This is a genomic window from Rhodococcus sp. 06-1474-1B (genome assembly GCF_002258885.1).
Lineage (GTDB): Bacteria > Actinomycetota > Actinomycetes > Mycobacteriales > Mycobacteriaceae > Rhodococcoides > Rhodococcoides fascians.
Genome location: NZ_NOYR01000021.1, coordinates 23,919 through 49,762, shown reverse-complemented (window position 1 = coordinate 49,762; position 25,844 = coordinate 23,919). Strand labels below are relative to the sequence as shown.

25 protein-coding genes are annotated in these 25,844 nt (G+C 64.4%); 11 read left to right on the top strand and 14 right to left on the bottom strand.

Going from position 1 to position 25,844, the window contains the following annotated elements; all coding sequences use genetic code 11:
• Positions 1–5: 5 nt before the first annotated feature.
• Complete coding sequence (gene ychF / locus CH266_RS07160; protein ID WP_032386277.1) at positions 6–1,085, top strand: redox-regulated ATPase YchF; 1,080 nt, start codon at positions 6–8, stop codon at positions 1,083–1,085.
• 22 nt (positions 1,086–1,107) lie between these two features.
• Here the strand turns inward: ychF and CH266_RS07155 are convergent, their stop codons facing one another.
• Positions 1,108–1,572 carry a hypothetical protein gene (locus tag CH266_RS07155; RefSeq protein ID WP_141214508.1) on the bottom strand — a complete coding sequence of 155 codons (465 nt, stop codon included), beginning with the start codon at positions 1,570–1,572 and terminating at the stop codon, positions 1,108–1,110.
• 140 nt (positions 1,573–1,712) lie between these two features.
• Between CH266_RS07155 and CH266_RS07150 the strand changes: the two genes are divergently transcribed.
• Positions 1,713–2,330: an O-methyltransferase gene (locus tag CH266_RS07150; protein WP_094715025.1), complete on the top strand. Its 618-nt coding sequence runs from the start codon at positions 1,713–1,715 to the stop codon at positions 2,328–2,330.
• A gap of 25 nt (positions 2,331–2,355) precedes the next feature.
• Here CH266_RS07150 and CH266_RS07145 read toward each other — a convergent pair whose 3' ends face one another.
• The 4 genes from CH266_RS07145 to CH266_RS07130 all read right to left on the bottom strand — a co-directional run bounded on the left by CH266_RS07145 (position 2,356) and on the right by CH266_RS07130 (position 6,341).
• Entirely contained in the window at positions 2,356–3,363 is a 1,008-nt protein-coding gene (locus CH266_RS07145) for a polysaccharide pyruvyl transferase family protein (RefSeq protein WP_094715024.1), read from the bottom strand.
• Positions 3,360–4,262: a glycosyltransferase family 2 protein gene (locus CH266_RS07140; protein WP_094715023.1), complete on the bottom strand. Its 903-nt coding sequence runs from the start codon at positions 4,260–4,262 to the stop codon at positions 3,360–3,362. Before CH266_RS07140 ends, CH266_RS07145 begins: the two co-directional genes overlap by 4 nt.
• 137 nt (positions 4,263–4,399) lie before the next feature.
• Positions 4,400–5,569 (bottom strand): winged helix DNA-binding domain-containing protein, encoded by a 1,170-nt coding sequence (locus CH266_RS07135; RefSeq protein WP_094715022.1) that lies wholly within the window; start codon positions 5,567–5,569, stop codon positions 4,400–4,402.
• A 4-nt stretch (positions 5,570–5,573) separates the two neighbouring features.
• A complete protein-coding gene (locus tag CH266_RS07130; protein ID WP_094715021.1) occupies positions 5,574–6,341 on the bottom strand; it encodes a metallophosphoesterase family protein in 768 nt (255 codons plus the stop codon).
• A 170-nt stretch (positions 6,342–6,511) separates the two neighbouring features.
• Here CH266_RS07130 and CH266_RS07125 point away from each other — a divergent pair, with 170 nt between their 5' ends.
• On the top strand, positions 6,512–7,858 hold the full coding sequence (locus CH266_RS07125; RefSeq protein WP_032375437.1) for an MFS transporter: 1,347 nt from the start codon (positions 6,512–6,514) through the stop codon (positions 7,856–7,858).
• A 50-nt stretch (positions 7,859–7,908) separates the two neighbouring features.
• On the opposite strand, the gene CH266_RS07120 is transcribed toward CH266_RS07125, so the two are convergent.
• Both CH266_RS07120 and CH266_RS07115 read right to left on the bottom strand, forming a co-directional pair.
• Positions 7,909–8,469, bottom strand: coding sequence for a DUF2716 domain-containing protein (locus tag CH266_RS07120; protein ID WP_094715020.1), 561 nt, complete (start codon positions 8,467–8,469; stop codon positions 7,909–7,911).
• Between the two features lie 35 nt (positions 8,470–8,504).
• Positions 8,505–9,878 carry an FAD-binding oxidoreductase gene (locus CH266_RS07115; RefSeq protein ID WP_094715019.1) on the bottom strand — a complete coding sequence of 458 codons (1,374 nt, stop codon included), beginning with the start codon at positions 9,876–9,878 and terminating at the stop codon, positions 8,505–8,507.
• Positions 9,879–9,949: 71 nt separating this feature from the next.
• Between CH266_RS07115 and CH266_RS07110 the strand changes: the two genes are divergently transcribed.
• Together CH266_RS07110 and CH266_RS07105 are read left to right on the top strand one after the other, a co-directional pair.
• Positions 9,950–11,689, top strand: coding sequence for a helix-turn-helix domain-containing protein (locus CH266_RS07110; protein WP_094715212.1), 1,740 nt, complete (start codon positions 9,950–9,952; stop codon positions 11,687–11,689).
• 37 nt (positions 11,690–11,726) lie between these two features.
• Positions 11,727–12,266, top strand: a complete 540-nt coding sequence (locus tag CH266_RS07105; protein WP_094715018.1) for a hypothetical protein — start codon at positions 11,727–11,729, stop codon at positions 12,264–12,266.
• 6 nt (positions 12,267–12,272) lie between these two features.
• Here the strand turns inward: CH266_RS07105 and CH266_RS07100 are convergent, their stop codons facing one another.
• Complete coding sequence (locus CH266_RS07100; RefSeq protein WP_032390345.1) at positions 12,273–13,232, bottom strand: SDR family NAD(P)-dependent oxidoreductase; 960 nt, start codon at positions 13,230–13,232, stop codon at positions 12,273–12,275.
• Positions 13,233–13,303: 71 nt separating this feature from the next.
• Here CH266_RS07100 and CH266_RS07095 point away from each other — a divergent pair, with 71 nt between their 5' ends.
• The 3 genes from CH266_RS07095 (at position 13,304) to CH266_RS07085 (ending at position 16,660) form a co-directional block, all read left to right on the top strand.
• Complete coding sequence (locus CH266_RS07095) at positions 13,304–15,217, top strand: alpha-amylase family protein (RefSeq protein ID WP_094715017.1); 1,914 nt, start codon at positions 13,304–13,306, stop codon at positions 15,215–15,217.
• Between the two features lie 75 nt (positions 15,218–15,292).
• Positions 15,293–16,246 (top strand): alpha/beta hydrolase, encoded by a 954-nt coding sequence (locus tag CH266_RS07090; RefSeq protein WP_032369664.1) that lies wholly within the window; start codon positions 15,293–15,295, stop codon positions 16,244–16,246.
• Between the two features lie 54 nt (positions 16,247–16,300).
• Positions 16,301–16,660 (top strand): VOC family protein, encoded by a 360-nt coding sequence (locus tag CH266_RS07085; protein ID WP_094715016.1) that lies wholly within the window; start codon positions 16,301–16,303, stop codon positions 16,658–16,660.
• A 6-nt stretch (positions 16,661–16,666) separates the two neighbouring features.
• Here the strand turns inward: CH266_RS07085 and CH266_RS07080 are convergent, their stop codons facing one another.
• Entirely contained in the window at positions 16,667–17,539 is an 873-nt protein-coding gene (locus CH266_RS07080) for a PE-PPE domain-containing protein (protein WP_057472826.1), read from the bottom strand.
• A gap of 73 nt (positions 17,540–17,612) precedes the next feature.
• Positions 17,613–18,992: a WS/DGAT domain-containing protein gene (locus CH266_RS07075; RefSeq protein ID WP_094715015.1), complete on the bottom strand. Its 1,380-nt coding sequence runs from the start codon at positions 18,990–18,992 to the stop codon at positions 17,613–17,615.
• 193 nt (positions 18,993–19,185) lie between these two features.
• Between CH266_RS07075 and CH266_RS07070 the strand changes: the two genes are divergently transcribed.
• Entirely contained in the window at positions 19,186–20,559 is a 1,374-nt protein-coding gene (locus CH266_RS07070) for a sialidase family protein (protein ID WP_032390528.1), read from the top strand.
• A gap of 62 nt (positions 20,560–20,621) precedes the next feature.
• Here CH266_RS07070 and CH266_RS07065 read toward each other — a convergent pair whose 3' ends face one another.
• Both CH266_RS07065 and CH266_RS07060 read right to left on the bottom strand, forming a co-directional pair.
• Positions 20,622–21,443, bottom strand: a complete 822-nt coding sequence (locus tag CH266_RS07065) for a hypothetical protein (protein WP_094715014.1) — start codon at positions 21,441–21,443, stop codon at positions 20,622–20,624.
• A gap of 123 nt (positions 21,444–21,566) precedes the next feature.
• Complete coding sequence (locus CH266_RS07060; RefSeq protein ID WP_032390340.1) at positions 21,567–22,145, bottom strand: TerD family protein; 579 nt, start codon at positions 22,143–22,145, stop codon at positions 21,567–21,569.
• A gap of 226 nt (positions 22,146–22,371) precedes the next feature.
• Between CH266_RS07060 and CH266_RS07055 the strand changes: the two genes are divergently transcribed.
• A complete protein-coding gene (locus CH266_RS07055) occupies positions 22,372–23,121 on the top strand; it encodes a DUF1906 domain-containing protein (protein ID WP_048315989.1) in 750 nt (249 codons plus the stop codon).
• A gap of 105 nt (positions 23,122–23,226) precedes the next feature.
• On the opposite strand, the gene CH266_RS07050 is transcribed toward CH266_RS07055, so the two are convergent.
• Positions 23,227–24,087, bottom strand: coding sequence for an Rv1157c family protein (locus CH266_RS07050; RefSeq protein ID WP_176457052.1), 861 nt, complete (start codon positions 24,085–24,087; stop codon positions 23,227–23,229).
• A gap of 301 nt (positions 24,088–24,388) precedes the next feature.
• On the opposite strand from CH266_RS07050, the gene CH266_RS07045 reads away from it, so the two are divergent.
• Positions 24,389–25,609 carry a mannosyltransferase gene (locus CH266_RS07045; RefSeq protein WP_094715013.1) on the top strand — a complete coding sequence of 407 codons (1,221 nt, stop codon included), beginning with the start codon at positions 24,389–24,391 and terminating at the stop codon, positions 25,607–25,609.
• Here the strand turns inward: CH266_RS07045 and CH266_RS07040 are convergent.
• Positions 25,551–25,835, bottom strand: coding sequence for a 4a-hydroxytetrahydrobiopterin dehydratase (locus tag CH266_RS07040; protein ID WP_094715012.1), 285 nt, complete (start codon positions 25,833–25,835; stop codon positions 25,551–25,553). The two genes, CH266_RS07045 and CH266_RS07040, sit on opposite strands and share 59 nt — an antisense overlap.
• Between the last annotated feature and the right edge of the window lie 9 nt (positions 25,836–25,844).

The following is a 25,844-nucleotide window of genomic DNA, read 5'->3' as shown; positions in this document are numbered from 1 at the left end:
AGACCGTGAGCCTCACCCTCGGAATCGTCGGACTGCCCAACGTCGGCAAGTCCACCCTCTTCAATGCACTGACCAACAACGATGTGCTGGCCGCGAACTATCCGTTCGCGACCATCGAGCCCAACGTCGGCGTGGTCGCGCTGCCGGATCCCCGGCTCGAGAAGCTGGCCGAGGTGTTCGGTTCGGAGAAGCTCGTGCCCGCACTGGTGTCGTTCGTCGACATCGCCGGCATCGTCAAGGGTGCGTCCGAGGGCGCAGGCCTGGGCAACAAGTTCCTCGCCAACATCCGTGAGGCCGACGCCATCTGCCAGGTCGTTCGCGTCTTCGCCGACGACGACGTGGTCCACGTCGATGGTCGCGTCGACCCGACCGCGGATATCGAGGTCATCGAGACCGAACTCGCGATCGCTGATCTGCAGACCCTCGAGAAGGCGATCCCGCGCCTCGAGAAAGAGGTGCGGATCAAGAAGGATCGCAAGCCGGCGCTCGATGCGGCTCTGGCCGCGCAGGCTGTGCTGAACGACGGCAAGACGCTGTTCTCGGCGAAGGCCAAGCTCGACTTCGAGCTGCTTGGTGAATTCCAGCTGCTCACCACCAAGCCGTTCCTGTACGTGTTCAACGCCGACGAGTCGGTGCTGACCGACGACGCGAAGATCGGCGAACTGGCTCGACTGGTCGCACCCGCCGATGCGGTGTTCCTGGATGCGAAGATCGAGTCGGAGTTGCTCGAACTCGACAAGGAATCGGCAGCCGAGTTGCTCGAATCCGTCGGTCAGACCGAGCCCGGTCTCGACGCGTTGGCGCGCGCCGGCTTCCACACCCTGGGCTTGCAGACCTACCTCACCGCAGGCCCGAAAGAGGCCCGTGCGTGGACAATTCACCGGGGTGACACCGCACCCCAGGCCGCGGGCGTCATTCACACCGACTTCGAGCGCGGCTTCATCAAGGCCGAAATCGTGTCCTTCGACGACCTCGTCGCCGCAGGTTCGATGGCCTCGGCCAAGGCTGCTGGCAAGGTGCGCATCGAGGGCAAGGACTACGTCATGTCCGACGGCGACGTGGTGGAGTTCCGCTTCAACGTCTGACGGCCGTCGATCCGCAGATCGCCTACGGTCCGGGTGACCAGTAGCCGCCACCGTTCGCGCCGTCGGAGACGCAGAACATGTCGAATCCGTCCGGCGACACCGCAATCCCTCTCGCTGCGGGGTCGCATTCCGACCCTGGCTCCGCATTGCCGTCGATGATCGGTGCCGACTGCACCCAATGCGCGCGAGTCGACCCTGCATAGGTGCACTTCAGGAACGTGCCATCGGCGGAGGTTCCGTGATTGTCGACGCCCGGATCGCATGGTCCGTCCACCTCGGGCAGTGGGGCCGAGGGGGCCTCGGTCGCGTCGACGGTGGTCTCGACCGGAGTCGGTGGTTCCGTAGCAGCAGGAACTGTGAAGAGTGCGGTAGCCGGTAAGGAGTACGGAACAAGTGTTTCGACGGATGCCGACGTTCTCGGCGTGAGAGAACCGAAACCGTAGACGACAGTTGCGACCACGAGCAGTTCGATCACTCCGATTGCCAAGCCCGCGATGGCAATTCCACGAACGGAAAGTCATTTGGTGCGAACGCTACAGACATCGGTGTCGGCCAGGTGGCAGTTGTCGTCTGCGCGCACGATCGACCGTCGGCTACGCTCCGAAGCAGTCGAACAGGAGGACATGGATGGGCCTGGAATACCTCGAGTCGTTGGTGCATCGAACCGCCACAGCGGGGGAGCCTTTCGAGCGTGGAGCCGACGAATCGGAACTCGGATACCTATCGGCACTGGCCGCGAGGCCCGGCACGAAGTCGATCTGCGAGGTCGGGTTCAATGCCGGCTTCTCGAGCTGGGCGTTTCTCGAAGCCTCCCCCGACGTGACCGTCGTATCCTTCGATCTGGCCGCGTATGCCTACAGCGACGCCGCGAAAGCCCATGTCGACAAACACTTCCCGGGCCGACACACTTTGATCCAGGGAGATTCCCACACGACCATCAAGGCTTATGCCGAGCAACACCCGGACGCGCGCTTCGATGTCATCTTCATCGACGGTGACCATTCTGTGGAAGGTGCCCGCGCAGACCTCGACGATCTTCGTGCGCTCGCCACCCCGGAATCGGTTGTCATCATGGACGACATCACGCCGTGGCTCTGGTTCGGCGAAGGTCCGACGCAGGCCTGGCAAGAGGCAGTCGACGCGGGTCGGATCCTGCACACCAACTACTTTCGCGACGGCGAACCCGTCGACGCGGTGACTCCTCCCGCCGCGCGTGCCTGGGCCGAGGGCCGTTACCCCTTCTGAAAACGGACGGGGTGTCGACCAGCGTTCATCGTCGACTGTCGGACACGGCCTGCCGAACCATGTCGGCGGCGGCGTCGGGTGTCGCTGCGAACTGAACGTTGTCGAACCGGTGCAGGTAGGCGTCGTAGATGCCGGATACCTTCCTGTTCGCGTTGTCCATCGCCACGACGCGCTTGCCCATCATCGCGGCCAATACGGCCGCATGCAGCCTATCGGTGAGCACGACGGGCGCCAGATTCAGAATGCGCTGCGCCACACGGAGGTTGAGCTTCGCTGTCTGCTCGTACGAGCGAACGAGAGCGGGGTACAGCAGGCGATTCGCTTTGGGGAAGTTGTATGCGATTCGGGTCGGCAGCGTCACCACCGTCGAGGTCGCCAGATCCCTTCCGTGCAGACCCCAGTCGTACTGGACGGACGACGCGTCGACGTTCACCGAAGCATGACCGAGGCTTTCGGAATCGTCGCGCACGAGTTTCACGACGTCCACTGCAGAGCCTTCGGCGCTGTGTGCGATCTCGGCACCGAAAGCCATGTCCGGACAGTATTCGACGCGGTTGTTCGGGAAATGGGCGAGCGCCAGCTCGTACGAACGCTGTTCACGCAGCATGAGGGTGAGGTCCGGGTGCTGTGCGTAGAGGGCCGCGGTCCTGTGCATGGCGTCGGCGTCGGAGTAGTCGATGCTTTGGGGCAGGCACACGATCTTGTTGCGAGGAAACCGCGCAACGATTGCTTCACGAAATTTCTGGTCCATCGGCCAGCGGTCACCGAAATTTCCTCCGCCCTGCAGAAACAGGGTCCCATCACCGACTCGTTGTTCGAGCAGATCGTGGTTGTGGGTGAACGGATCGGACACGTAGTCGACGTGCACGTCCAACCGCTTCAGGTACTCGACCTCACCGGCGTAGATGAGCGAGTCACCGGCATTGAAGTGATTCGGAAAGTCCAAGTGAGCCAACCGATCTCCGGGTTTGGCATGCTGCCGCAGGACGGCCATGGTCTCTTCGCGTATCGCGTCGACTATCTCGTATGTCATCGGGGACTCCGTCGCAGGCCGCGGCCGAGCGCGGCCACCCGAATTCGGAGTGCGCCGTAGTGGATTCCGATGTAGTGGGCCCACAGACCGCTGGGCATCGGTCGTAGTACCTTCGGCAACCACGGATTGCGAATTGTCGCGAGATACAAGATCGCCGCAGTGTGCGCGGGAATCCGGGCAAGTGACGACGGATGAGGGCAGCCCGCAGCACGGTGCTTGGTCGACAGTTGGTACGACGTGCGTCCGTACGCGCGGCCTTGCAAGAACGATCGACGAACCGTAGTTCTGATGCGGTAGGCGACCGACGCATCCGCGGCATGTCCGAGAGTGAATCCTGCTTGCTGAAGCCTCCACGAGTAGTCGACGTCTTCGGCACCGCCCACGAGGTCTTCGTCGAAGCCTCCGACCTCGTCGAAGACGCGCCTCCTGAGCGCGAAATTGCTTCCCGGGGCATACGGCAGGTAGGCGGTGGGAAACAGGGTGCCGTTCGGCGGGTTGTCTCGCCACGCCGTCACCTCGGGCGGATTGAGGGAATCGTGTTCGATTGCGCCGCCCACGGCGTCGTAGCTGTCGAGTGCGCGCACCATGGAAGTCAGCCACGTCGGAGAAGCGACGTCGTCGTGGTCGACGAAGGCGATGATGTCGCCCCGCGCGGCTTCCACGCCAAGGTTGCGGGCGTAGGAGACGCCACGCTTGGCGGAGGCGTCGACGATGCGCATCGTCAGAGGTAGAGACAGTTCTTCGAGATGTGAGCGGAGGCCGTCGGTCGAGCCGTTGTCGCTGACGATGAGCTCGACATCGCCTGTGTAGTCCTGCGCAGCAAGCGCGTGGAGCTGCTCGTTCAGTTCGGGCAAACCGTTGTACACGGGGAGGACGATGGAAACCAGACTGATAGGCACGTTGTGACCCTACAACGAAATCCGGGTGCTGTTTGGTTAGGCATCCCAACCGTAGGAGTGGGGATCACATAGCTCGAAGGGTTGTGTGGCACCGCCATTTACACACACAGTTCGACTGTCACCTCGGACCGATATGGCTACGACTTTCCGCGCAGTCTCTTCTCCAACGGCGTCGGAAACGACGGGACCACCGCGGTACCGTCGAGCAGGGCGGTGATCCGGTCAGCCTCTGCTGCAACCTCTTTCGACGCCGCAGGCCCGACGTCCTCGAGTACTTCCGTGACCACCGAACCATTGGAATCCACGGCCCATCCGCCGACGATGCGCCCCTCCCACCAGATGGTCGGACCGATATTTCCGAAGGTATCGAACAGCGGGGCCTTGTGTTCGCCGAGATACCAGTGTCGGTGCTTCCACCCCATCGGCGTGGGGTCCAGGGCGGGAAGCAGCATCGCCCGAGGCGGGGGATCCTGGAACACTGTGTCGGTCAACATGATTCCGTCACCATCGGCCAGTTCGACGGCCACGGTGTCGAGTTCGGCGACCGCTCCATGGGTCTGCGTCTTGTTCCATCCCGTCCACCATTGCAGGTCGTCCAAGGTCGCCGGTCCGAACACGTCGAGCCAGCGCCGGGCCACATCGGCTCGGGCGGAGGGCTCGTCCAACTCGGGAATCCCGTTGGGCCACCACTGATCGATCGGTGCCCAGGCATGTCGGCGCGACGTCCACGCGCCGCGCGGCTCGACCCGCACCAGCTTTCCCTCCGCGGCCATCATTACCAACACTTCGGAGGTGACATAGCGTTTGACGTCGTACACCTTGTCCGTGGTCGGCAGTAGAGCGGTTTTCAGTCCAGGGACTGCTGCGGACAGTTCCGCCCCGGTCGCCGTGCCCATCGAGCGCAAAACGGCATCGGTCTCGGCTTCGGTTGCCGCCAGCCAGGATTCGACGTCGTCGATCACCGGTTCGGTCGGCAGCGTCGACACCTGTTTGACCAACCGGGTTCGCATCGTGCGGGCAACTCCGAGGCTGGCGGCAGCGTGGATCATCGGAACGTCGTCGTGCGCGACCACGAACATCGTGCGACGCATCGCCATCAGGCGAACCAAGCTACGGCGCTCGTACATCGCGTCACGAACGTCCGACAATCCCAGCGAGCGGGCGCGTGCCAGCACGGAAAGATACACCGTAGCCGGATCGGTGGCATGCAGTGCGAGCAACGACGACACCACGGATTCCGCACTCGGGGCGTCGGACAAGTGCTGCGCGACGAGCCGCTGTCGCCGCTGGACGTCGGTGATCTTCACGGGCTCAGTGTGACTGCTCGAGGGGAGCGGGACCGACGAAACCGGTGAGAAGCGCGTCGGCGATATCGGTCATTCCGTGCGCGCGGGCATCGTCGGCGGCACCGATGTGGTCGTACTCGACGCGCTCGAACGACACCGTCCAGCTGCCCGTGCTGTGATCGTCCAGCACTGCGTATCGGGCGTGTGGAGACCCCGATTCCATGACGTGGGGGTAGGGCTGATCGTCGTCGTACGCGGGCGCGCCGACGCTGCCCGGATTCACGACGAGCGTGCCGCTGGGGAGAGTCCACTGGCGCTGCAGATGGGTGTGGCCGCAGGCGATGACAGATCGGTCCGTGAAACCTGCTGCCCTTTCGATGATTTCGACCTCGGTTGCCTCGCGAGAGCCGTGAGGGTCCACCGAGTGCAGGAAGTACTGCTGATCATCGGTGGGTGTTCCGTGTACTGCGAGGATTCCGTTACCCAGCTCGAGCGAGAACGGGAGCGAACCCAGCCACCGTCGATGCTCGTCGTCGAGTTGATCGTGGGCATGCCGATCCCAACTGCCCATGGAATCGGGCTCCTGCTCGAGGAGGTAGCGATCGTGATTGCCGGCGATGGTTGGGAAACCCAGTGCCATCAATCGATCCGCAGTTCGGCGCGGATGCAGTCCGCCGGAGAGCAGATCGCCGAGGTTCACCACGGAGTCGACGCATTGCCGTTCGATGTCTTCGAGGACGGCTTCGAGCGCCGCGATGTTGCCGTGAATATCGGCAATGAGAGCTACTCGCACAAGCACAGGATCGCAGCGTGGGCATTCGACTGCAACACGGCAACCCTCGTCGAGCGTTGGAGACTTCGCCCTCGGATCTCCGTCTTCGATGGGTGATTTCTCCACAGACCCTTGCCTGATGGGTCCCTACTGTGGTCCAAGTCACTTCCGTTCGATGGAAAGCCGAGCCCATGCCTGCAGTCACGACGAAGCCCGAGATCGAAACCAGGGTGGTCAAGAAGGTCGCTCGACGCATCATTCCGTTCCTCGGGGTGGCCTACTTCGTCAACTATCTCGATCGCACCAACATCGGTCTCGCCAAGCTCACGATGAGCGACGAGCTGGGGCTTACCGAGACGATGTTCGGGTTGGCGTCCGGGCTGTTCTTCATCGGCTATTTGCTGTTCGAGGTGCCGAGCAACCTGGCCCTGCACAAGTTCGGCGCACGCCGCTGGATTGCACGCATCATGGTCTCGTGGGGAATCGTGGCCGCCGCCATGGCATTCGTACCGACTGCGGGCTGGCTGTACGGGCTCCGCATCGTTCTCGGCATCGCCGAAGCGGGCTTCTTCCCCGGTGTCCTGCTGTATATGACGATGTGGTTCCCGCGGGCCTATCGAGTTCGGCTGATGGGCCTGTTCATGTTGGCTCTGCCGGTCTCCTCGGCGCTGGGTGCGCCTCTGTCGAGTGCCATCATTCAGTACTGGGACGGACTGTTCGGACTCTCCGGTTGGCGCGTGATGTTCTTGTTCGAGGGCCTCCCGGCAATCGTTCTCGGTGTGATCACCTGGTTCTACCTGACCGATCGGCCGTCGCAGGCCACATGGCTGGACGACGACGAGAAGAGTTGGTTGACAGCGGAATTGGAGTCCGAGGGGTCGTCGAAGAGCGCGCACATCACCGGCTCGGTCAAGCGGGCTCTCACCGACGCACGAGTGTGGATGCTCGGGCTGGTGTACTTCGGGATCACCTACGGCCTGTACTCGCTGAGCTTCTTCCTACCCAGCATCGTCGCCGGTTTCAAGAAGACGTTCGATACCGACTTCTCCCTCGTGACAACCGGGCTGATCGTCGCGGTTCCGTTCGCCGTGGGTGCTCTCGCCATGGTGTTGTGGAGCAGACATTCGGATCGGACCGGTGAGCGCACCTGGCATGTCGCGATCCCCACGTTGATCGGCGCGGTCTCCATCCCCGTTGCGCTGTATATGGATTCGCCGTTCACCACGATGATCGCGGTGACGGTCAACGCAGTCGGAGTGTTCTGCGCGCTGCCGGTGTTCTGGTACCTGCCCAGTGCATTCCTCACCGGCGCAGGCGCGGCCGCGGGCATCGCGATCATCAATTCGGTGGGCAACCTGTCCGGCTTCGGCGCGCCGTACGTGACGGGCTGGCTACTCGACGCCACCGGGAACGCGAAGGCGGGTTTGTGGGTCGTCGGCGGCGTCATGATGGTGGCTGTCGGGCTGGTGCTGGCGCTGCACCGTCGCACGGTGGGAAACAGCACGAGCAGTGATGTGGGGGCACCGGTCTCGCACTGACGACCGAGGGGATCCGGTTCGGCAACTCGTCTCGACGCCGAGCGAATCGGCTATCGATTCGCGACCCGTCGGCCGTCGACCCGGATCGTGGGGAGCCACGTCGCCAAGGTGCGCCCGAGCGTGGCGACCATGCGCGGTCCGAAGACACACAAGGTGCGTTCCCACGGGTGACCGAAGGTCCCTTCGGTGAATCCGTCGCGGGCGAAGATGTAGTAGTCGCCGTCCGGATAGACGGGTACCCGCCACTCGGCGTTCTCGGCCGCATCGGCGTGCGCTTGGGCATCGAAGCTGTAGCAGGGGTGTTGCCAGTCCAGGACCACAAACGTGGGGTCATCCGCAAATTCGGTGACGAAGCAGCGCAGGGCTTCCGCATTGACTGCGTCGACTCTCGCAGACCATGAGGCCATCGTGCGTACGGTGTCTGCGTCGAGGTCGAATGTCATCGACGGGGCAGGCTCGGCAATGGCCGGCCACGACTCAGGTGTGGTCCCGGGCCGAAACCCGAACTTGTTGTCGAACAGCGACCAATGCTCCGATGCCACGCTTCGGTCGAGTTCGGTCCACCCGATGGGCAACGCAGAACCGAAGTCCATGGTCAGCTTGCTAGCCATAGGTCCATCGTCCCAGGGCTTGGGAGGCTGAGATTTCAGGACGCGAAGACCTTGCCCGGGTTCAGGATTCCATGCGGATCGAGTGCTTTTTTCACTGCGTGGTGCATGTCCAGCACAACTGGGTCCAGCTCCTGCGCCAGTCCGTCCATCTTGAGCAACCCCACGCCGTGTTCGCCGGTGACAGTGCCTCCGAGTTCCAATGCAGCGTCGATGATCTCGGCGAAGGCGGCCTGAGCACGCTTGCGCGCCGGGATGTCGTCGTGCGGGGTGATGAGCAACGGATGCAGGTTTCCGTCGCCCGCATGGGCGATGTTGGCGATCGTCGTCTCGTAGCGCAGGCCGATCTGTTCGATACGCGACAGCATTTCGGGCACATGTTTCTTGGGCACACAGACGTCCTCGGTCAACACCGGTCCTAGTCGCTCCATCGCGGGATACGCCAACCGCCGAGCAGAGAACAGGGCGTCGGCCTCCTCCTGATCGGTCGATACCGCAGACCACGTGGCTCCGGCCTCGTCGAAGCACGTCAGCATCTTCTCGGCCTGCTGGTCTCCGATGAGCCCGGGATCGTCGATTCGCCCGAGCAACACCACATTTGCCTCGACCGACAGGCCCATGTTCTTCCAGGCGTCGACGGCGATGAGGCACTGCTTGTCGATCAGCTCGAGCGCGGACGGCGTCAATCCGGCGGCGGCCACTGCGGCCACGGCACGTCCGGCATCGACGATGCTGTCGAAGTAGCCGGCGACGGTGCGTTGTGGATCCTGCAGCGGGCGCAACTTGACGGTGATCTCGGTGATGATTCCGAGTGTTCCTTCGGATCCGACCATCAGACCCGCAAGATCGTATCCGGCAACGCCTTTCGCGGTCTTACGCCCGAGTCGTACCAATTCTCCGGTACCGGTGACGATCTGCATCCCCATGACGTAATCGCGGGTGACGCCGTACTTGACGCAGCACAGTCCACCGGCGTTGGTGGCCACGTTGCCGCCGATCGTCGACCACGGCGCACTGGCTGGATCCGGCGGATACCACAGACCCTGCTCTGCGACCGCTGCTCTGAGGTGATCGTTGACGACTCCGGGTTCGACGACGGCATAACGCTCGAGTGCGTCGATCTCCTTGATGGTGTGCATTCCGTCGAGTGCGAGCACGACGCAGCCTTCGGTGGCGTTGGCTCCGCCGGACAAACCGGTGCCCGCCCCGCGAGTGACGATCGGCGTTCCGTGGGCGAGACAGGCTCGAACGACGGTCTGCACTTCCTCGGCGGTCCGGGGCCGCACGACGGCAACAGGCAGCGAATACGGGGCCCACTCCGCCTCGTCGTGCTGGTAGGAGGCGATGACGTCCGGGTCGACCACTATGCGATCGGTGGGCAAGGCCTCGGACAGTTGTTTGACGAGCGTCATGTTATCGACTCTAGCTGTGAGCTGGGTCTCGGCCAATGTAGGTTCTCTCTATGTCCGCGGAGAAGTCATGGATGGAACTTCTGCTCGACGACGCGTCGATCGATCGTCTCGAGGAGCACCGGAAGGCATTTCCAGGTGCCGAAGCGCACGCAGCTCTCCGGCTACGCGCCCTGCTGGATCAGCGACGTCAACGCAGCACGGAGTTGGCGGCACTCAACGACATCGCGGTGCGACTGACGACGGTGCGCGACAACCGTGCTCTTCTCCAAGAGGTCGTCGATCAGGCACGCAGGCTTCTCGGTGTCGACCTCGCCTACATGGGGTCCGTACAGGGAGACGAGTTCGTCATCGACGTCACCAGCGGAGCCCTGACTCCTAGGCTCGTCGGTCTTCGGCTCGAACAGGATGCAGGGCTCGTCGGACTCATCGTGCGCAGTGCGTCGCCGTCGTGGACCCCCGACTACCAGAGCGAGCCGGCGTTCCAGCACATTACCGGTGCGGACAGCGCGGCCCGCTCGGAGAACATGCGCGGTCTGCTCGGCGTGCCGTTGCGGGTGGGCGATCGAGTGATCGGCGCACTGTTTGCATGCAAGCGCCAGGAACGCGACTTCGCAGACAGTGAGATCGCCCTGCTCTCGGCGCTGGCCGCGCACGCGGCCATCGCCATCGAGAACGTTCGGACCATCGACCGGCTCGAGACGCTGAATGCCGAATTATCCGAACGCACAGCCGAACTCGAACAGACACTGCAGTGGGACCGAACGTTGACCCAGGTGGTCCTGCGCGGCGGCGGCGTACGAACACTGGTGCGCGAGATTGCCGTATTGACCGAGCGTCCGGCGTACTTCGTTCCGGATGCCGCTGCGATTCCCGTGGCACTGGCCGTCCACTCGGCGGAGGTCGACGAACTGCTACGCGTGTGTGGCGACGGCAAGGACACCGTGTCGACGCCGTCGATGACGGCTCATCGGGTGGCCGCAGCCGGTCAATTCCTCGGTGCGCTGATCTCGATCGGACCGGACGATGCCAGGACACGTCTGCTGCTCGACCGAGCCGCGCCTGCAGTGGCCCTGTCACTTGCCGAGGAGCGAGCCGCCGCCGATTCCGCGCGGCGCGCCCAGGATGCGTTCCTGGTGGACCTGCTCTCGCACCCGGCGTCCACTCCGGATGCCGAACGGCGACAACTCCATTTGGCCGGACTTGCCCCCGACACGTCCTACTGTGTAGCCGTCGCGCAGGGTGCGTCGAGAACCAAGCTCGGCCAATTCCCGACAGGATCTGTTGTCGCGGAGCAAGGTTCGAGCCTGATGGTGGTGGTGCCCGCGCGCGATTCGGCGACGGTCACACCGATGTTCCTCGCCGGCGCCACCGTAGGAATCTCCGAGCCGAGCACCGGACCCGAGGCGCTGGCAAAGGGCTATCGGGAAGCTCGGCAGACCGTCGACGTGTTGGTCACCCTCGGCCGCGAGGGGGAAGCATGTTCGGCGCGGGGGCTGGGAATCTATCGAATTCTGCTCAGCCACTTGGCGCGTGAACATCTCGACGAACTCACGCAGGAAAAGTTGGGTCCGCTGTTGGCCGAGCAGAACAAGCGCGGGGTTCCGCTGATGGAGACACTCTCGACCTATCTGGCGCGTGGACGCCATCATTCGGCAACCGCGTCGGCTCTCGGGGTGCATGTCAACACGCTCTATCAACGACTCGACGCGATCGACCGTCTGATCGGAACGCACTGGCGCGACCCGGACAATGCTCTCGATCTTCAGGTCCTGATGCGGCTGCGCAGATCGGCCGACCTGCTGGGTCTGTGATGCGAACGAATCGGTGCTCGTCGGATAGCGTCGGCGGATGGCGGTCGACTTTTCGTGGTCTCAGTTTCTGTGGATAGTCTTCGTTTTCGTCGGCGTGCCGTCGACCTTCTGGGCGCTCCTTCTGTGGGCTCTGTTCTCGAGACTGCGAGAGGGGCCGGGGAAGGGATCTATGGGGCTGTGGGCCACCGGATCGATTGCTGTCGCAGCGGGTTTCGTCGCGTGTGCAGGGTGGCTGAGCTGGTCTGCCGACTACCGGGGCGAGTTCCGTGGACCGGGTCTCCCGGCCCCGAACGCGTTCCCGTCCTGGCAAGTGGCCGCGTGCGGGGCGACGGTTGTGTTGCTGTGCCTGCTGGCCGCGCATCTGTCGCGATGGGCGAATACCGGCGGACACGTCGCTGCGCTGGGTACGACCGCTGGGTTCTCGACGGCGTTCTGCGTCTCAGCAAGCACCGATGTCACCGGGCAATCGGGCGTGGGTGTCATCCTGTGCATGATGGGCTGGGGTACCAGCTTGACACTGCTGATACTCGTTCGGAACGTGGTCGGTGGGCGAAAGCGGCCGGCAGTCGAGCCGTAACTGACGTCAGATCTCGATTCCCGTTGCCTCGACCACATTCGCCCACAATGCATCTCGCACCCGCGCGGAATCTCCGCGCCAGGAGGGATAGTGCGTCGGCCGCGGCGCTCGGTCGTGCCAGAATGTGCCGGTGCTGGTCAACGCGGGATCGGCGGCCACGAGCCAGACGATGGTGTCGGCACCGTCGTCGGCGCTGCGCAGAATGGGTTTCATCACCGAATCGAACAGTGGCATAGACCCGGTGACGCCCGGCGTGGACGCCCAGCCCGGATGCATGCTGTGTACCACCGGATCGTCCTCGAGCGAAAAGCGTTCGGCCAGTTGCTCGGCCACCACCACCTGCATTCGTTTCGTTCGGGCGTACGCCGTCATGCCGGAGTACTTGCCGTTCTCGTACTCGAAGTCCGGGTTCTGCAGCGGCACCGCATACATGCCTCCGCTCGATACGAACACCACCCGCGATCCGGCGTCGAACAATTCTCTCAGTCCCACCGTCAGTGCGACCGGTCCGAGAACATGGGTGGCGAAAGCGGATTCGTGTCCCTGTGCCGACAACCGCCGCTCGTCCGGCATCACCCCGGCGCAATGTACGAGCGCGTGCACCGCTGTCAGTTCGGACGCCAATGCCGCGATCAGGGCCGCCACCGAATCGAGATCGCTGATATCGCACTCACGCACCACGAGCGAGGCGTCGGTCACTTCGGTTCGGATGGCAGCAGCGGCGGCGTCGAGTCGCTCGGCCGATCGTCCGACCAGGTGCACCCGCGCTCCGAGGCGGGCGAGCTGCTTCGCGGTAGCTGCTCCCAACCCCGAGGATGCGCCGGTGACCACCATGTCGATGGGGGAGGCGAACGGTAACGGATCGGCGGCCCAGAATCGCCGACGCACCGTGGCACCGATTCGGGAGTAGCCGGGAACGACGGCTCTGTCGAGAATCGTGTCCACCGTGCGGCTCAGCAATGACATGCTGCGCCAGTACCCCGGGGATTCGGGATGTATGCGCGTCGGCAGCGACTGCTCGATGCCATGATGAGTCCATGGCGCACACCACGGTCTCAGACGTCACCCGCGACATCCTCGCCGATCTGCCCGCCCATCGACGCGAGACGTTCGAGCTCCGCCTCGAACAGTGGTTTCCCGATCTGCACGACGCCGTCACGGCTGTCTACCCCGACCCTGATGCAGTGGCTGCCACGCTCGTGGAGATCGCCGCCCGTGCGTACGCGGAACGGTCCGAGGATCTGCACAGACTCGATCAGCGTCGACTGCTCGAACCCGATTGGTTTCAGCAGCCGGACATGTTCGGCTACGCCTGCTATGTGGACCGTTACGGCGAGACGCTGCGCGGAGTCGGTGAACGACTGGATCACCTGACCGATCTGGGTGTCACCTACCTGCATCTGATGCCGTTGCTTCGACCGCGGCCGGGCGACAACGACGGCGGCTACGCAGTGATGGACTATCGCGCGGTGCGAGAAGATCTGGGCACCAACGAGGATCTGCGTACTCTCGCCGAGACTCTGCGCGGACGTGGTATCAGCATGGTGGTCGACCTGGTTCTCAATCACGTTGCTCGCGAACATGAATGGGCCGTCGAGGCGCGAGCCGGCGATCCGAAGTACCGCGACTATTTCTTGATCTACCCCGATCGGACGACCCCGGATTCCTACGAGCGCACCCTCCCCGAGGTATTTCCGGACTTCGCGCCGGGCAGCTTCACGTTCGACGACGAACTCGGCGAGTGGGTGTGGACCACGTTCAACGAGTGGCAGTGGGATCTGAACTGGGCCAATCCGGCTGTGCTGCAAGAGTTCGCGAGCATCGTGCTGCACCTGGCCAATCTCGGGGTGGAAGTGCTCCGCCTCGATGCGATCGCATTTCTGTGGAAGCGGCTCGGCACCAACTGCCAGAACCAGCCCGAAGTGCATGCGATCACCCAGGCTCTCCGAGCGACCGCTCGCCTTGCCGCTCCGGCAACGCTCTTCAAGGCCGAAGCAATCGTCGGCCCACGCGATCTGTTGCCGTATCTGGGGCAGGGCAGACACACCGGGCGAGTATCGGACATCGCCTACCACAACTCGCTGATGGTGCAGGTCTGGTCGATGTTGGCCACGGGCAGTACGGCTTTGGCGCGTCATGCCCTGGCGTCGTTACCGCCCACGCCACCGAGTGGCACCTGGGTGACCTACGTGCGATGCCACGACGACATCGGCTGGGCCATCGACGACGGTGACGCGGCGTCGCTCGGACTGTCGGGTGCAGGCCATCGGCATTTTCTGGCCGACTGGTACTCCGGCGAGTTCGACGGTTCCTGGGCCGAAGGGCTTGTGTTCCAGTACAACCCGGACACCGGGGATCGCCGGATCAGTGGAACCGCAGCCGCGCTCACCGGTCTGGGCCCGGCCCGGCTGGATCCCGACGGCGCGTTCGGGCGAATCTTTCTGTCGCACGCCATCATTGCCGGATGGGGCGGCATTCCCGTCGTGTGGAGCGGTGACGAGCTCGGCTCCCCGGGAGACCCGAACTGGGCAGACGAACCGGCTCATGCCGAGGACAACAGATGGGTGCATCGACCCCGCGTCACCGACGCCGACCGCGCCGGCCGATTTCAGCAGGGGAGCGACGCCCAACGAGTGTTCGACGGCATCGCTCGCATCGCGAAGGTGCGCTCCGGTCTACCGATGTTGCACGCCGAGGCGCCGGTCGACCTCCAGACCGAATCCGACGACGGCCTGCTCGTGGTGCGCAGACGTCATCCCAGCGGCACCCTGGTGGGGCTCTACAACGTCACTTCTGAGCACCGCCCGTTCCCCCATGCGCAGTTGATCGAGCTCGGCATCCCGGCCCCCACCGAGGTGCTCTCGCAGCACGACCTGGCGGTCGACGACAACGGATCGGTATGGCTGCCGCCGTACGCGGCCTGGTGGATCGTCGACAGCCCGTCGCGCTAGAGGACGCATTACCGTGACCGAGCTGTTACCCTCCCCGGGACGGTGGGGCTGGATACGAACAAGGGGACAATCTCGATGCGCGGTCGGTTACGAAGTACGGTGCTCGCTCTGGTAGCGGTCATGGTCGCCACGATGGCAACGGTGCTGATGGGGACCGGTGTGGCGAAAGCCGACTCTGAGCTGGTCTACGTCTACTCGCCGTCGATGGACAAGAACATCCCGATCAAGGTGCTCCGAGCTGCCGGTGGCGGCCCTGCACCCACGCTGTATCTGCTCGACGGGCTGCGTGCGCCCGAGGACAACAGCGGTTGGCTCATCGAAACCGACGTCGAGAGCTTCTTCGCCGACAAGCACGTCAACGTGGTCATTCCGTTCGGCGGCGGCGGAACCTTCTACTCGGACTGGCAGCGCGACGACCCCAAGCTCGGACGGGTGAAGTGGGAAACGTTCCTCACCCAGGAATTGCCGCCCTTCATGGCCGATCGTTTCGGTAGCGACAACGTCAACAACGCCGTGGCCGGCCTGTCGATGAGCGGCACCTCGGCACTGAACCTGGCGGCTCACCGGCCGGACTTCTACAAGGCGGTGGCGTCGTTCAGTGGCTACCCGACGGCCAGCAGCCCCGGATTCGCTCAGGGCATCTCGGTCGCCGTCGGCGAGATGGGCGGCAACGCGCGCAACATGTGGGGCACCTGGCCGTCGGCAGACTGGATCCGCAACGATCCGTCGCTCAATGTCGGCGCGTTGCGCAACACGGCAGTCTTCGTTTCCTCGGGTAGCGGCTCACCGGCGACGGACCCGGTGTTCAACCCGGCCAGCAGCCGCTTCGACCCCGTCAAGTTCGCGCAGATGGTGCCGCTCGAAACCGCCGCAGGCATGAGCAGTCGGGCATTCGTTCCGTTGTTGCAGGCTGCAGGCGGTCGACCCAACGTCAAGATCACCGGCACCGGCGTGCACTGGTGGAACCACTGGCAGCAGCATCTGCACGAGGCGTGGTTCGAGACCATTGCCCCGGCAGTCGGCGGTTGATCGGCAGAGATTAATCGATAGTCCGACCCGGGTGATTCTCGCTACGATTCCGACATGAACGCACCCGTCATCGCCGTGGACTACACGGTTCTCGACTGTCCCGATCCGGCAGCGCTCGCCCGGTTCTACAGCACGATCCTCGGCTGGGAACCGGTGCGCGACGACGGAGATTGGGTGGTCGTCCACGGTCCGGGCGAACTGCGGTTGGCCTTCCAGAAGGCCCCCGACTTCACTCCGGTCGACTGGCCGAACGACGGCATCAAGATTCACCTCGATTTCGTCGTCGACGAGATGGAACAGGCCCGCGACTTCGTCGTCGAGGCCGGAGCGACGTTGATCGACGACGCGCACGAGTCGTTCTGGGTGTACCGAGACCCGGTCGGCCACATCTTCTGTCTCTGCAAGCGAGACTGATCTGCGTTACGCGACCTGCGCGGCGGGAAGAGCTCGGCCGAGCCGCTGATCCTCTTGCTCGCCGAGCCAGCGGGCGAGAACCTGGCATCCGGTGAGGCCGTCTGCGTACGGCTCCGACGCGTAGGCGATGTGCCGACCGCCACCCGAGTTGGTCCACACCCATCGTCTCCAGCCGAGCGACGTGGGTAGGTACCCGGACACCTCGGTGGCCGCGGTGCGGAGGCGTCGAACATCCTTCGCCCACTGGGCCGGTCGTAGGCGAGTGCGAGTCGCGTTCTGAAAGCTGTTGCTGCGCACGAGTAGCCAGAGCTCGCGCAACCAGGTCTTGGGCGTGCGGAACGACATCCAGCGCGTCAGGTCGGCGATGTCGCGAACGAGGCTGTCGTCGCTGGCGTTGCAGATCATGTCCGACGCGAGAGCTATCCAATGGGTGGGAATCGACTCCGGCAGAGCCGGCCCGGTTCCGGCAACCCCGCGACCGGTGCAGCCGGGCACCGCACCGGTCGGCTGCTGTGGATCCGAGACCAGACCGGCCGCGACGATGCGGCTGCCGTCGACGATTCCGTCGTGAACGAGGCCCAGTACTTCGCGAACGACCGTGGCTCCCTGCGAATATCCAATCAGAGCGAGAGGCCCAGTGGTGTTCTCGATCGCGCGACGCAGGCGACGAACTCCGAGTTCGGTGCTGTGCCGGTAGCTCAGTCCCCCGAACGCAACGGGCCCGTACGACGCCGGGTAGCCCACCCAGCGGCCGACGAAACGGTCGTCGAGTGCGCCGACGACACACGACAGGAGACCGGTGACGCGGGTCCGATGGTCGGCCGGACGCGATTCGCCGGTGCCGCCGACCGCGAGTACGGTTACCTGCTCCTGGTTCATGGTTACCGAGTGTGGCCGACGAACCTGAGCCGAACGCCCGACAAATGCTGAGAACTGTCTGGCATTGACGCGTTCAACTCAGCGCGGCACGTACGTCGTCGAGGCCATCGCGCAGAAGTATCTCGTAGCGATCCGGATCCGGTACGGCCGCTCGGTTGGACGTCACGCTGATCGCGACGGTGTCGCCGATACCGTGCACGCCGTGCGTGAGGCTCATGGCAGGGGAGAGGGCAGGGAACCCTGCCGTGAATCGAACGGGCCCGCCGCCGAGCGTGAGGTCCGCTGCACCGCGCGAAACACTGGAGACAACAGTGTTGCCCGTGACGGTCGGCGGCACCGCAGTCGGATCGAACTGTGCGACTCCCCACGCCGCCAGGAATGCCGGGACGTGGCGTTCTGTCTCGTTCTGAGATGCGCGGGCTGTCAACGACACCGGGTGACCTGCTCGCGCTCTGCGCTCGGCCAGGTCTGCGGCCACGAGTCGGCTGCGAGTCCGCAGGTCCGGTTCAGCCGAAAACAAGCCGACGCCGACGTTGCCGAAGTTGTTGCGTGCGCCCACTGCAGCCGTCCGTGCGACGGTGACCTCGGCTGCGAGATCGGCCGAAGCATCGTCCGAATCGCCGAGGAACCGTTGGAGTGCAACGGAAATGGCGGTCAGAGCAGTGACGGTGATCGAGGTGTCGGCGAACTGGAGAGCCGACTTGGGCAGCACGATCGTTCGCAGATCCGTCCGGTCCGTAGGCGCAACGTCGAGAGTCGTCAACGCGCGAGAACGTGCAGGAGGAGGGACCGAACCGGACGCGGTGTGTTCCTCCAATCGCAGTGCGTCGCGTCGCGCCCGAATGCCGGCGCGAGCCATGCGCACTACTCGCACAGGCAGAGTCAGGGCGGCAACGGCGGCGGTCAGGGGTGCGGGTGGCGCAGTCGGTGTAACGGGCCGAGAGGGCACGGGTTGTGTACCGAACAGCTCGCGAGCAGTTCGGGCGGCCAGTGTTCCGTCCGCGGCTGCGTGCGACAGTTGCAGAACAGCAACAAGACTCGGCCCGTCACACGCAGGAGCACCCGATACGTTCGGATACAGGTGCAGATGCCAGACCGTGTGTCGCGGGTCGACCTGACGCTCGAACGACGACGCGACGGCGTCGAGACATTCCTGCCACGTGCGGGGTTCGGGGTGAACGCTGATCGTGTCCGTGCCGGGGTCCATGGCAGTCCAGTGCGGACGCTCGAGACCGAACGGAACCTCTGTAATTCGAAGACCGAGCACCTCGATACCCGCGCTGCGAATGCGCAGCCGTCGCACCGTGGACTCCAGTGGTTCGCGCGCTCCCTCGAAGCAATACAGCAGAAACTGGTCACTGGGGACCTTCGACGCCATCCAGTACGCCTGCACATCGACCGGATGAAGGCGCGCAGAGCCCGACAACAGAGGTTCGGCGAACGCACAGGGCACACCAGAAGCTTAAGGCGTGCATCGGCGATCGACGGTCTCGAAACAGACCGGTTTCGTTCTGTGAGCTGTCACGACGTTCGGCCCAGGACTTCTGCATCGGCCTCGGCGTTTTAGGCGTGAATCGACGCTAGCCTGATCCAATGCACCACCGCGTCCCGATTTCACGACGCCCGCGCCGCCGCGGGCGGGTGTCGTGACACCGCGGGTCGCGTCGGGATATCGAGCAGGGCTTCGCTTTTCGACCAACGCGGCAGCATCGGCCGACTACGCCACCGATATCTCCTACACCGAATACGGGTCGTCCGCGTGCACCCTCGGAACAGCCGCGGACAACACCGTCTTTCTCGCCCCGGCATACACCGTCGACGGCGTCGGAGTTCTGCAGTCCTCCGATTTCGGACAATCCTGGCGAGCATCGGTGCCGGACGGCACGGTGAACACCGGCCGCCGAGCACACATGTACTTCGACGATGCCGACGACCGGCTGTTTCTCACCGCCGGTCGCGTCGACTCGACACCGACGCGCATGTTTCGATCGGGCTTCGACCTCGGAATCAGCGACGACCGAGGTCGAACGTGGCGCTTCCGGAGGGTGGCATCCAAGGCGAGGACAGGTGCCAAGGTATTCGCCGGACCTCGGGTGTCCGCACCGGACGCGTCGTCTCCGTCATCTGCTCGCGTGACGTACCTGTCCGCTCCCACACCGTTCGCCCTCCGCGTGCGACCTCTGATCAACGCCACCCGCCAGGTGATCTGGCGTTCGTACGACGGCGGGACCAAATGGGAGGTAGCCGGCGGGTTCGACATCGACCCGAAAAACATTCCGGGACTTCCCAGTACGGACTACGTCGCATTCGGCACCGGTGTCGTCGGCCCGGACGGCACGGTCTACATCGGCGGCCGATACGGCCGTCGTTTCGCGGTCGCGGTCAGCCGCGACGAGGGTTTGACCTGGGATGTCCGCATAGTCCCCGGATCGGCGCTCGCCAAATATCACAACCCGTTGCACCTTCTGCTGCTCGCTTCCCGATACCTACTGCCGGAGTCGGTCGCTGTCGACTGCGACGGCACCCTGTACGCCCTGTGGCCGGACCGGGACGGATTGCTGCACGCTTCGTGGTCTTCCGACGGCGCGAACAGCTGGTCGAGACCCGTCGTGGTGTCCGCTCCTGGAGTGCGAGGTGCGCGGTTCGGTGCGATCACCGCCACCGGATCGGGGCGCGTCGGAATTTCGTACTACGGGCGTGAGGCCGGCCGCGCGTTCCACGGCTTCATCGCGCAGAGTCGCGACTTCCGCACTGCAGGACCGGTTTTCGTCGGTGGAAAGTACAACGAACCCGATGCTCCGCTGTTTCCGTACGGGTTCCGTCGAGGTTTCCCCGGCTCCGTTTTCAGGCGATCTCTCGACGAGATGGTGCGGGTCCGGTTCGCGCCCAACGGAGATCTCGTGACCGGAGCGGTCATGCAGATGCGCGGGCGGAACCGCTTGCGTCCCTGGGCCGCACGCGCGCGGCGCACCGAAATGCAGGCGGTTCTGGGTCGGCTCGGCCGCATCGATCGCTCCTGATGCAGCGAAAAGCCGTGCAGCGCAGAGCTACACGGCTTTTCGATCGTTCGATTGAACCTGAATCAGGCGACGTTCACCAGGCCGACCGTCGGGAAGAAGAAGCAACTCTTGTCCGAGCCGTCGATTGCCTTGTGGTTCACGGTGCCGAACACCGCGGCCAGAACGGCTCCCGATCCGGTTTGCACGGGGACAGCGCGTGCACCGGCAGCGGGCAACGCATTGAGTGCGTTGACCACGAGGGGCCGGGCCAAGTCCTTGAACTCCGCCGGAATTCCGGAGTTGTCGAGGATCGACTGGGCCATGGTGGTGACCAGGCCGCCGAAGTCTGCGAAGCCGCCCTGCAGGGTGTTGACGTTGAACCACGCCACCTGCATGCCGGACTTGTCGGCCGAGTCGTTGACGATGCCGGCCGGAACGAATGCGAACATCGTCTCGCCCTTGTCGACGGCATTGAGATCGGGAATCTGCAAGGACGGCACACCTGGGATTGTGGGGATGGCGGGTGCCTTCAGTTGTGGCCACGGTCCGCCGGCACCACCGGCGACGCCCGGCACGATTCCGAGCGGCGCGCCCGGTGTGGCGGCGCAGTTGATCGCAGCGGTCGGGTAGAAGAACGGCGTGATGCCGAAGTCGGTGAGAGCCTTGTTGGCCGCGTCGAGGGCCGCGAAGGGGTCTGCGGAGGTGTTCTCGGCGACCGGGGTGCGCGAGTCGGCGATGGCATTCGCTGCGGCGAGCGAAGCACCGTCTTGCCCCTGCAATGCGGCGATCGCCCGGGCGAGCGGATCAGCGGGAGCCGGGTCCGCTGCCGCAGTGGCAGGAACGGCGAGCAATGCCGCGCAGGAGAGCGCGAGCGCGCCCGCCAGACGGCTGAGGCGACGAGACATGTGTGACTCCTGTGACTTATGTGGCTGATGTTGCGTGTGCGCTGATATCACCACACATCATCTTGGCGTCACAAGCTCAGCTGTAGACCGTTGTGCAATCGAGACGGACTCGCGCACCCTGCGTCAGCCGACGTCGATGCCGAAATCGCGCACGATGCCCTCCAGGCCGGACGCGTAGCCCTGACCGATTGCGCGAAACTTCCATTCGGCACCGCGGCGGTACAACTCGCCGAAGACCATCGCAGTCTCGGTCGACGCGTCCTCGCTCAGATCGAAGCGCGCGAGTTCGCGGCCGTCGGACTTGTCGACCACACGAATGAAGGCGTTGACGACCTGACCGAAGTTCTGCCCCAGCGCGTCCGCGTTGTGAATCGACACCGGGAATGCAATGGAATCCACCTCGGGTGTCAGCGCTGCAAGGTCCACATCGATGCTCTCGTCGTCGCCTTCGCCCTCGCCGGTGCGGTTGTCTCCGGTGTGCTCGATCGCGCCGTCGGGGGAGCGCAGGTTGTTGTAGAAGACGAAGTAGTTGTCACTGAGCGCCTTCTTGTCGGTACCGAGGCCGATCGCGCTCGCGTCGAGGTCGAAGTCTCCGCCGGTGGTGGAGCGAACGTCCCAGCCCAGACCGACGGTGACCGCGGTCAAGTTCGGTGCTTCCTTCGTCAGTGAGACATTTCCGCCCTTGGCGAGAGTTACGCCCATGTCCAACCACTCCTTCACGCTGTCGTTCGTGCTTCGTCCTCCCCACCCTATTCATGACTGCGGGCGCGGTGCTCGAGTTGCATGTGTGAACGACGAGCCACGCGGGTGGGGTGTGAGCAGTGGGGCTGGCGGTGCACATGTGTTTGTGATGGGATACGACAAAACATCGAAAAGTAGCAGTGACGGCGCGTTTCGTTACGTAGGCGCGCCGTAGCAATCGAACGGCATGGGAGATTTTGTGCAGGTTTCGCGACGTGAACTGTTCAAGTACGCCGCGGCCGGCTCCGCAGCCGCCGTCGGCCTGGCCGCGTGGGGTTCGGCTACCGCTCACGCAGACGCGGGGCTGGGAACGCTCGTCGACTACGCGGGAGGGGTGCCGTCGGCGTCGGCCATCAAGAGCGCGGGCCATCTCGGAGCTGTCCGCTACGTGTCGGATCGGCGTCCCGACGCGACCTGGATGGTCGGCAAGCCGATGACCGCGTCGGAGGCGCAGTCCCTCACCGAGGCCGGCCTGGAGGTGGTCTCCAACTACCAGTTCGGTAAGGGTGCCACCGCGGATTGGCGAGGCGGGTACGTTGCGGGCGTCAAGCATGCGAAACGTGGACTCGAGCTCCATCTGGCGGCCGGTGGCCCGTCCGATCGGCCGATCTACGCATCGATCGACGACAACCCGACAGCCGTCGAGTTCGCCACCCTCATCGCGCCGTACATCCTGGGCTGGCAGTCGGTGATCGGAGCGGAGAACACCGGTATCTACGCAAATGCTCCGACCATCGAATTGGCGTCCGTCGCAGGACTGGGCCAGTGGTATTGGCAGCACAATTGGGGGACCCCGAAGGGGTTCGTACATCCCGAAGCGCACATTCACCAGATTCGTATCGACAAGGACACGGTGGGTGGAGTGAAAGTGGATATCAACAATGTCTTGAAGTCCGATTACGGCCAGTGGTCGAAATCCGGTGCCGACATCGTCTGAATACCATCCGTGTAATTCGGTGGTCTTTTCCCCGGCCGATGAGCACGAAAACAATTCGCCCCCGGCTTCGAGGAAGCCGGGGGCGAATTGCTGTGGTCTCGTGAGCTACGGAACGTAGACCGTGCCGATCGTCGGCAGGAAGTTGCAGCTGCGCGGCGGCGCTTCGGCGTCTTCCTTGGACTGAGTGGTGATCGATCCGGACACCACGGACAGCACGCGACCGGGACCGGTGTCAGCGATGGCCGACAACGTCGCGGGGCCGTCGGCGTTGATCTTGGCTGCGCCGGTCAGGTCCTGGGTTCCCGATCGGCGGTTGTCGATGTTGAGCCACGTCACGGTGAGCGGAGCGGACTGCTGCGCGGCGAGAGGCGCGGTACCGAGGGCGGTGAACACGAAACCGGCCTGGCCTGCAGCCGGTCCGGGGGGCGGCAACGTGGCCGGTCCGGGAACGGCCAAGGCGGTTCCGACGGAATCTGCGGTGTCGGAGATGCAGCCCTTGCCCAGGGTCGGGTACAGGAACTGTGCGATGACGGGGCCGTCGGAGGGCAGCTCGGGCCCGCCGCCGCCGGATCCGTCCAGGAAGGTGATGACCGATTCCAGCAGCGACTTGACCTGGTCCGGAAGCTGCGCGGATTCGAGAAGGGCGCGAGCCTGGCCGAGGAGATCTGCTGCGGGAGCGGCACCCACATCGGCCGGTCCTGCAGCTGCACCGACGATGGCAGGCGCGAAGGACGCGAGTGCCTCGACGTCGGAGAGGTTGGGCAGGGGTTCACCGGGAGCGGGCAGGAACTGGGCGATCAGCGCTGCGGGATCGGCCGGAGCAGCCGGCAGATCTGCCGGAGCCATGGGCACCAGAGGCTGAGCGGATGCGCTGGTCGGCACAACGAGTGCGGCGGCTGCGGCCACAGCCAGAGCTGTGACGACGCGACGCGTTCCGCGAGTACGAAGCACGGTGATATTCCCCATTCTGATCATGACGCAGGTCCACGGCGACAGCCGGTGCCCGAGGGGTCACTCTATGTAGAGCGATCCCGGATGTACAGCCGTAGTAGGTCCAGTCCTCCCCGGCTGAACTCTATCGAGGATTCTATGGGCCACGCGCTGCGAATTCTCCGCAGAATCGAACAATAGCGTGTTACACGAGTGACCAGTGTGAAAGGTGATGTAAATGTTACGAGCCGATCGGCACGGTTAGGGTGGGTATCGATCGCCCTATAAGCTCGGCTGTCGATAAACGGCATCGATACCGAACGGAACCACACGCACCGTGAACCGACTTGTTCGGCTGGCCCCCGTTCTGCTGGCAGTTTCGGTGATCAGCCGATTCGTGTGGGCGTTCGTCACCCCGAACGGTATGAACCTCGTCGACCTGCACGTCTACGTCGAAGGCTCCGCTGCGCTGCTCGGCGACAACCTGTACGACTACACGTACTCGGTGCAGACCCCGGACTTCCCGCTGCCGTTCACGTATCCACCGTTCGCCGCCCTGGTGTTCTTCCCGCTGCACTATCTGCCGTTCACGGTGGTCGGCATCGTCTGGCAGGCCGCGACGATGATCGCGCTGTTCGCAGTGGTCCGGCTGGCCCTGTCGATGGTTCTCGGCGACGACCGGGCCGCCGACTCCCGCTGGGTGAGAATCGCCATGCTGTGGACCGCGCTGGGGCTGTGGTCCGAGCCCGTGCGCACCACCCTCGATTACGGCCAGGTCAACGTGTTCCTGGTGCTGCTGGCGCTACTCGCGGTACGCAGCTCGCGCTGGTGGGTGGCGGGCGGACTCGTGGGGTTCGCCGCAGGCATCAAGCTGACCCCGGCCATCACGGGCCTGTACTTCCTCGCCACTCGGCGGTGGAAAGCCGCAGCGTTCTCTGCGGTGGCATTCGCGCTCAGCGTCGCGGTCAGCTACGCGGTGCTGGGGCGTCAGGCGGCCACGTACTTCACCACGTTGCTCGGCGATGCCGACCGCATCGGACCCGTCGGCTCGGTCTGGAATCAGTCTCTGCGTGGAGCTCTGAGCCGGATCGTGGGCGAGGACGTCGGCCAGGGACCGCTGTGGATCGCCGCCGCAGTGATCGCCGTGGTTCTCGCTGTGCTGGCATGGCGAGCGCTCGATCGCCGCGACTACCTGGGAACCCTGGTCATCGTCCAACTCCTGGGCCTGTTGGTGTCGCCTATCTCGTGGTCGCATCACTGGATCTGGGTGATTCCGATGGTGATCTGGCTGCTGCACGGGCCGTTGCGCGATATCGCCGGAGCCAAGATCGTTGCCGGCTACTGGCTGGTGACGGTCACGGTGGGGGTGCCCTGGTTGCTGAGCTTCTTCCAGGAATCGATCTGGACCATCCCCCGTCCCGGCCTCGAGGCCTGGGCCGGAGCCGTCGACGTGATCGGATCGGCTCTGTTCCTCGGCTGGGTCGTCTACGCAGGACGTGTCAGGAAGGCGCGATCAGTGCATCGATCCGACGCGCCAGATCCACGTCCTTCTGCGTGAGACCGCCGGCGCTGTGCGTGGACAGCGCGAACGTGAGCGTCCGCCATCGGATGTCGATGTCTGGGTGATGGTCCGCCTCCTCCGCGGCGTCGGCCACGCGGTTCACCACCTCGATCGCGGCGGGAAACGACGTCAGCTCGACGGTGCGAGTCAGAGATTTCTCCGCCACCGTCCAGTGGGTGAGCTGTGCGTCCTCGATATCGCGGTCGTTCAGCAATTCGGTCATAGAAAGATG

Bases quoted from the DNA above. Each gene is read 5' to 3' on its own strand.
- CH266_RS07150 (WP_094715025.1), top strand. From the start codon at position 1,713: ATGGGCCTGGAATACCTCGAGTCGTTGGTGCATCGAACCGCCACAGCG.
- CH266_RS07145 (WP_094715024.1), bottom strand. From the start codon at position 3,363: ATGACATACGAGATAGTCGACGCGATACGCGAAGAGACCATGGCCGTC.
- CH266_RS07125 (WP_032375437.1), top strand. From the start codon at position 6,512: ATGCCTGCAGTCACGACGAAGCCCGAGATCGAAACCAGGGTGGTCAAG.
- CH266_RS07120 (WP_094715020.1), bottom strand. From the start codon at position 8,469: ATGGCTAGCAAGCTGACCATGGACTTCGGTTCTGCGTTGCCCATCGGG.
- CH266_RS07115 (WP_094715019.1), bottom strand. From the start codon at position 9,878: ATGACGCTCGTCAAACAACTGTCCGAGGCCTTGCCCACCGATCGCATA.
- CH266_RS07110 (WP_094715212.1), top strand. From the start codon at position 9,950: ATGGAACTTCTGCTCGACGACGCGTCGATCGATCGTCTCGAGGAGCAC.
- CH266_RS07105 (WP_094715018.1), top strand. From the start codon at position 11,727: ATGGCGGTCGACTTTTCGTGGTCTCAGTTTCTGTGGATAGTCTTCGTT.
- CH266_RS07100 (WP_032390345.1), bottom strand. From the start codon at position 13,232: ATGTCATTGCTGAGCCGCACGGTGGACACGATTCTCGACAGAGCCGTC.
- CH266_RS07095 (WP_094715017.1), top strand. From the start codon at position 13,304: ATGGCGCACACCACGGTCTCAGACGTCACCCGCGACATCCTCGCCGAT.
- CH266_RS07090 (WP_032369664.1), top strand. From the start codon at position 15,293: ATGCGCGGTCGGTTACGAAGTACGGTGCTCGCTCTGGTAGCGGTCATG.
- CH266_RS07085 (WP_094715016.1), top strand. From the start codon at position 16,301: ATGAACGCACCCGTCATCGCCGTGGACTACACGGTTCTCGACTGTCCC.
- CH266_RS07080 (WP_057472826.1), bottom strand. From the start codon at position 17,539: ATGAACCAGGAGCAGGTAACCGTACTCGCGGTCGGCGGCACCGGCGAA.
- CH266_RS07065 (WP_094715014.1), bottom strand. From the start codon at position 21,443: ATGTCTCGTCGCCTCAGCCGTCTGGCGGGCGCGCTCGCGCTCTCCTGC.
- CH266_RS07060 (WP_032390340.1), bottom strand. From the start codon at position 22,145: ATGGGCGTAACTCTCGCCAAGGGCGGAAATGTCTCACTGACGAAGGAA.
- CH266_RS07055 (WP_048315989.1), top strand. From the start codon at position 22,372: ATGGGAGATTTTGTGCAGGTTTCGCGACGTGAACTGTTCAAGTACGCC.
- CH266_RS07050 (WP_176457052.1), bottom strand. From the start codon at position 24,087: ATGGGGAATATCACCGTGCTTCGTACTCGCGGAACGCGTCGCGTCGTC.
- CH266_RS07040 (WP_094715012.1), bottom strand. From the start codon at position 25,835: ATGACCGAATTGCTGAACGACCGCGATATCGAGGACGCACAGCTCACC.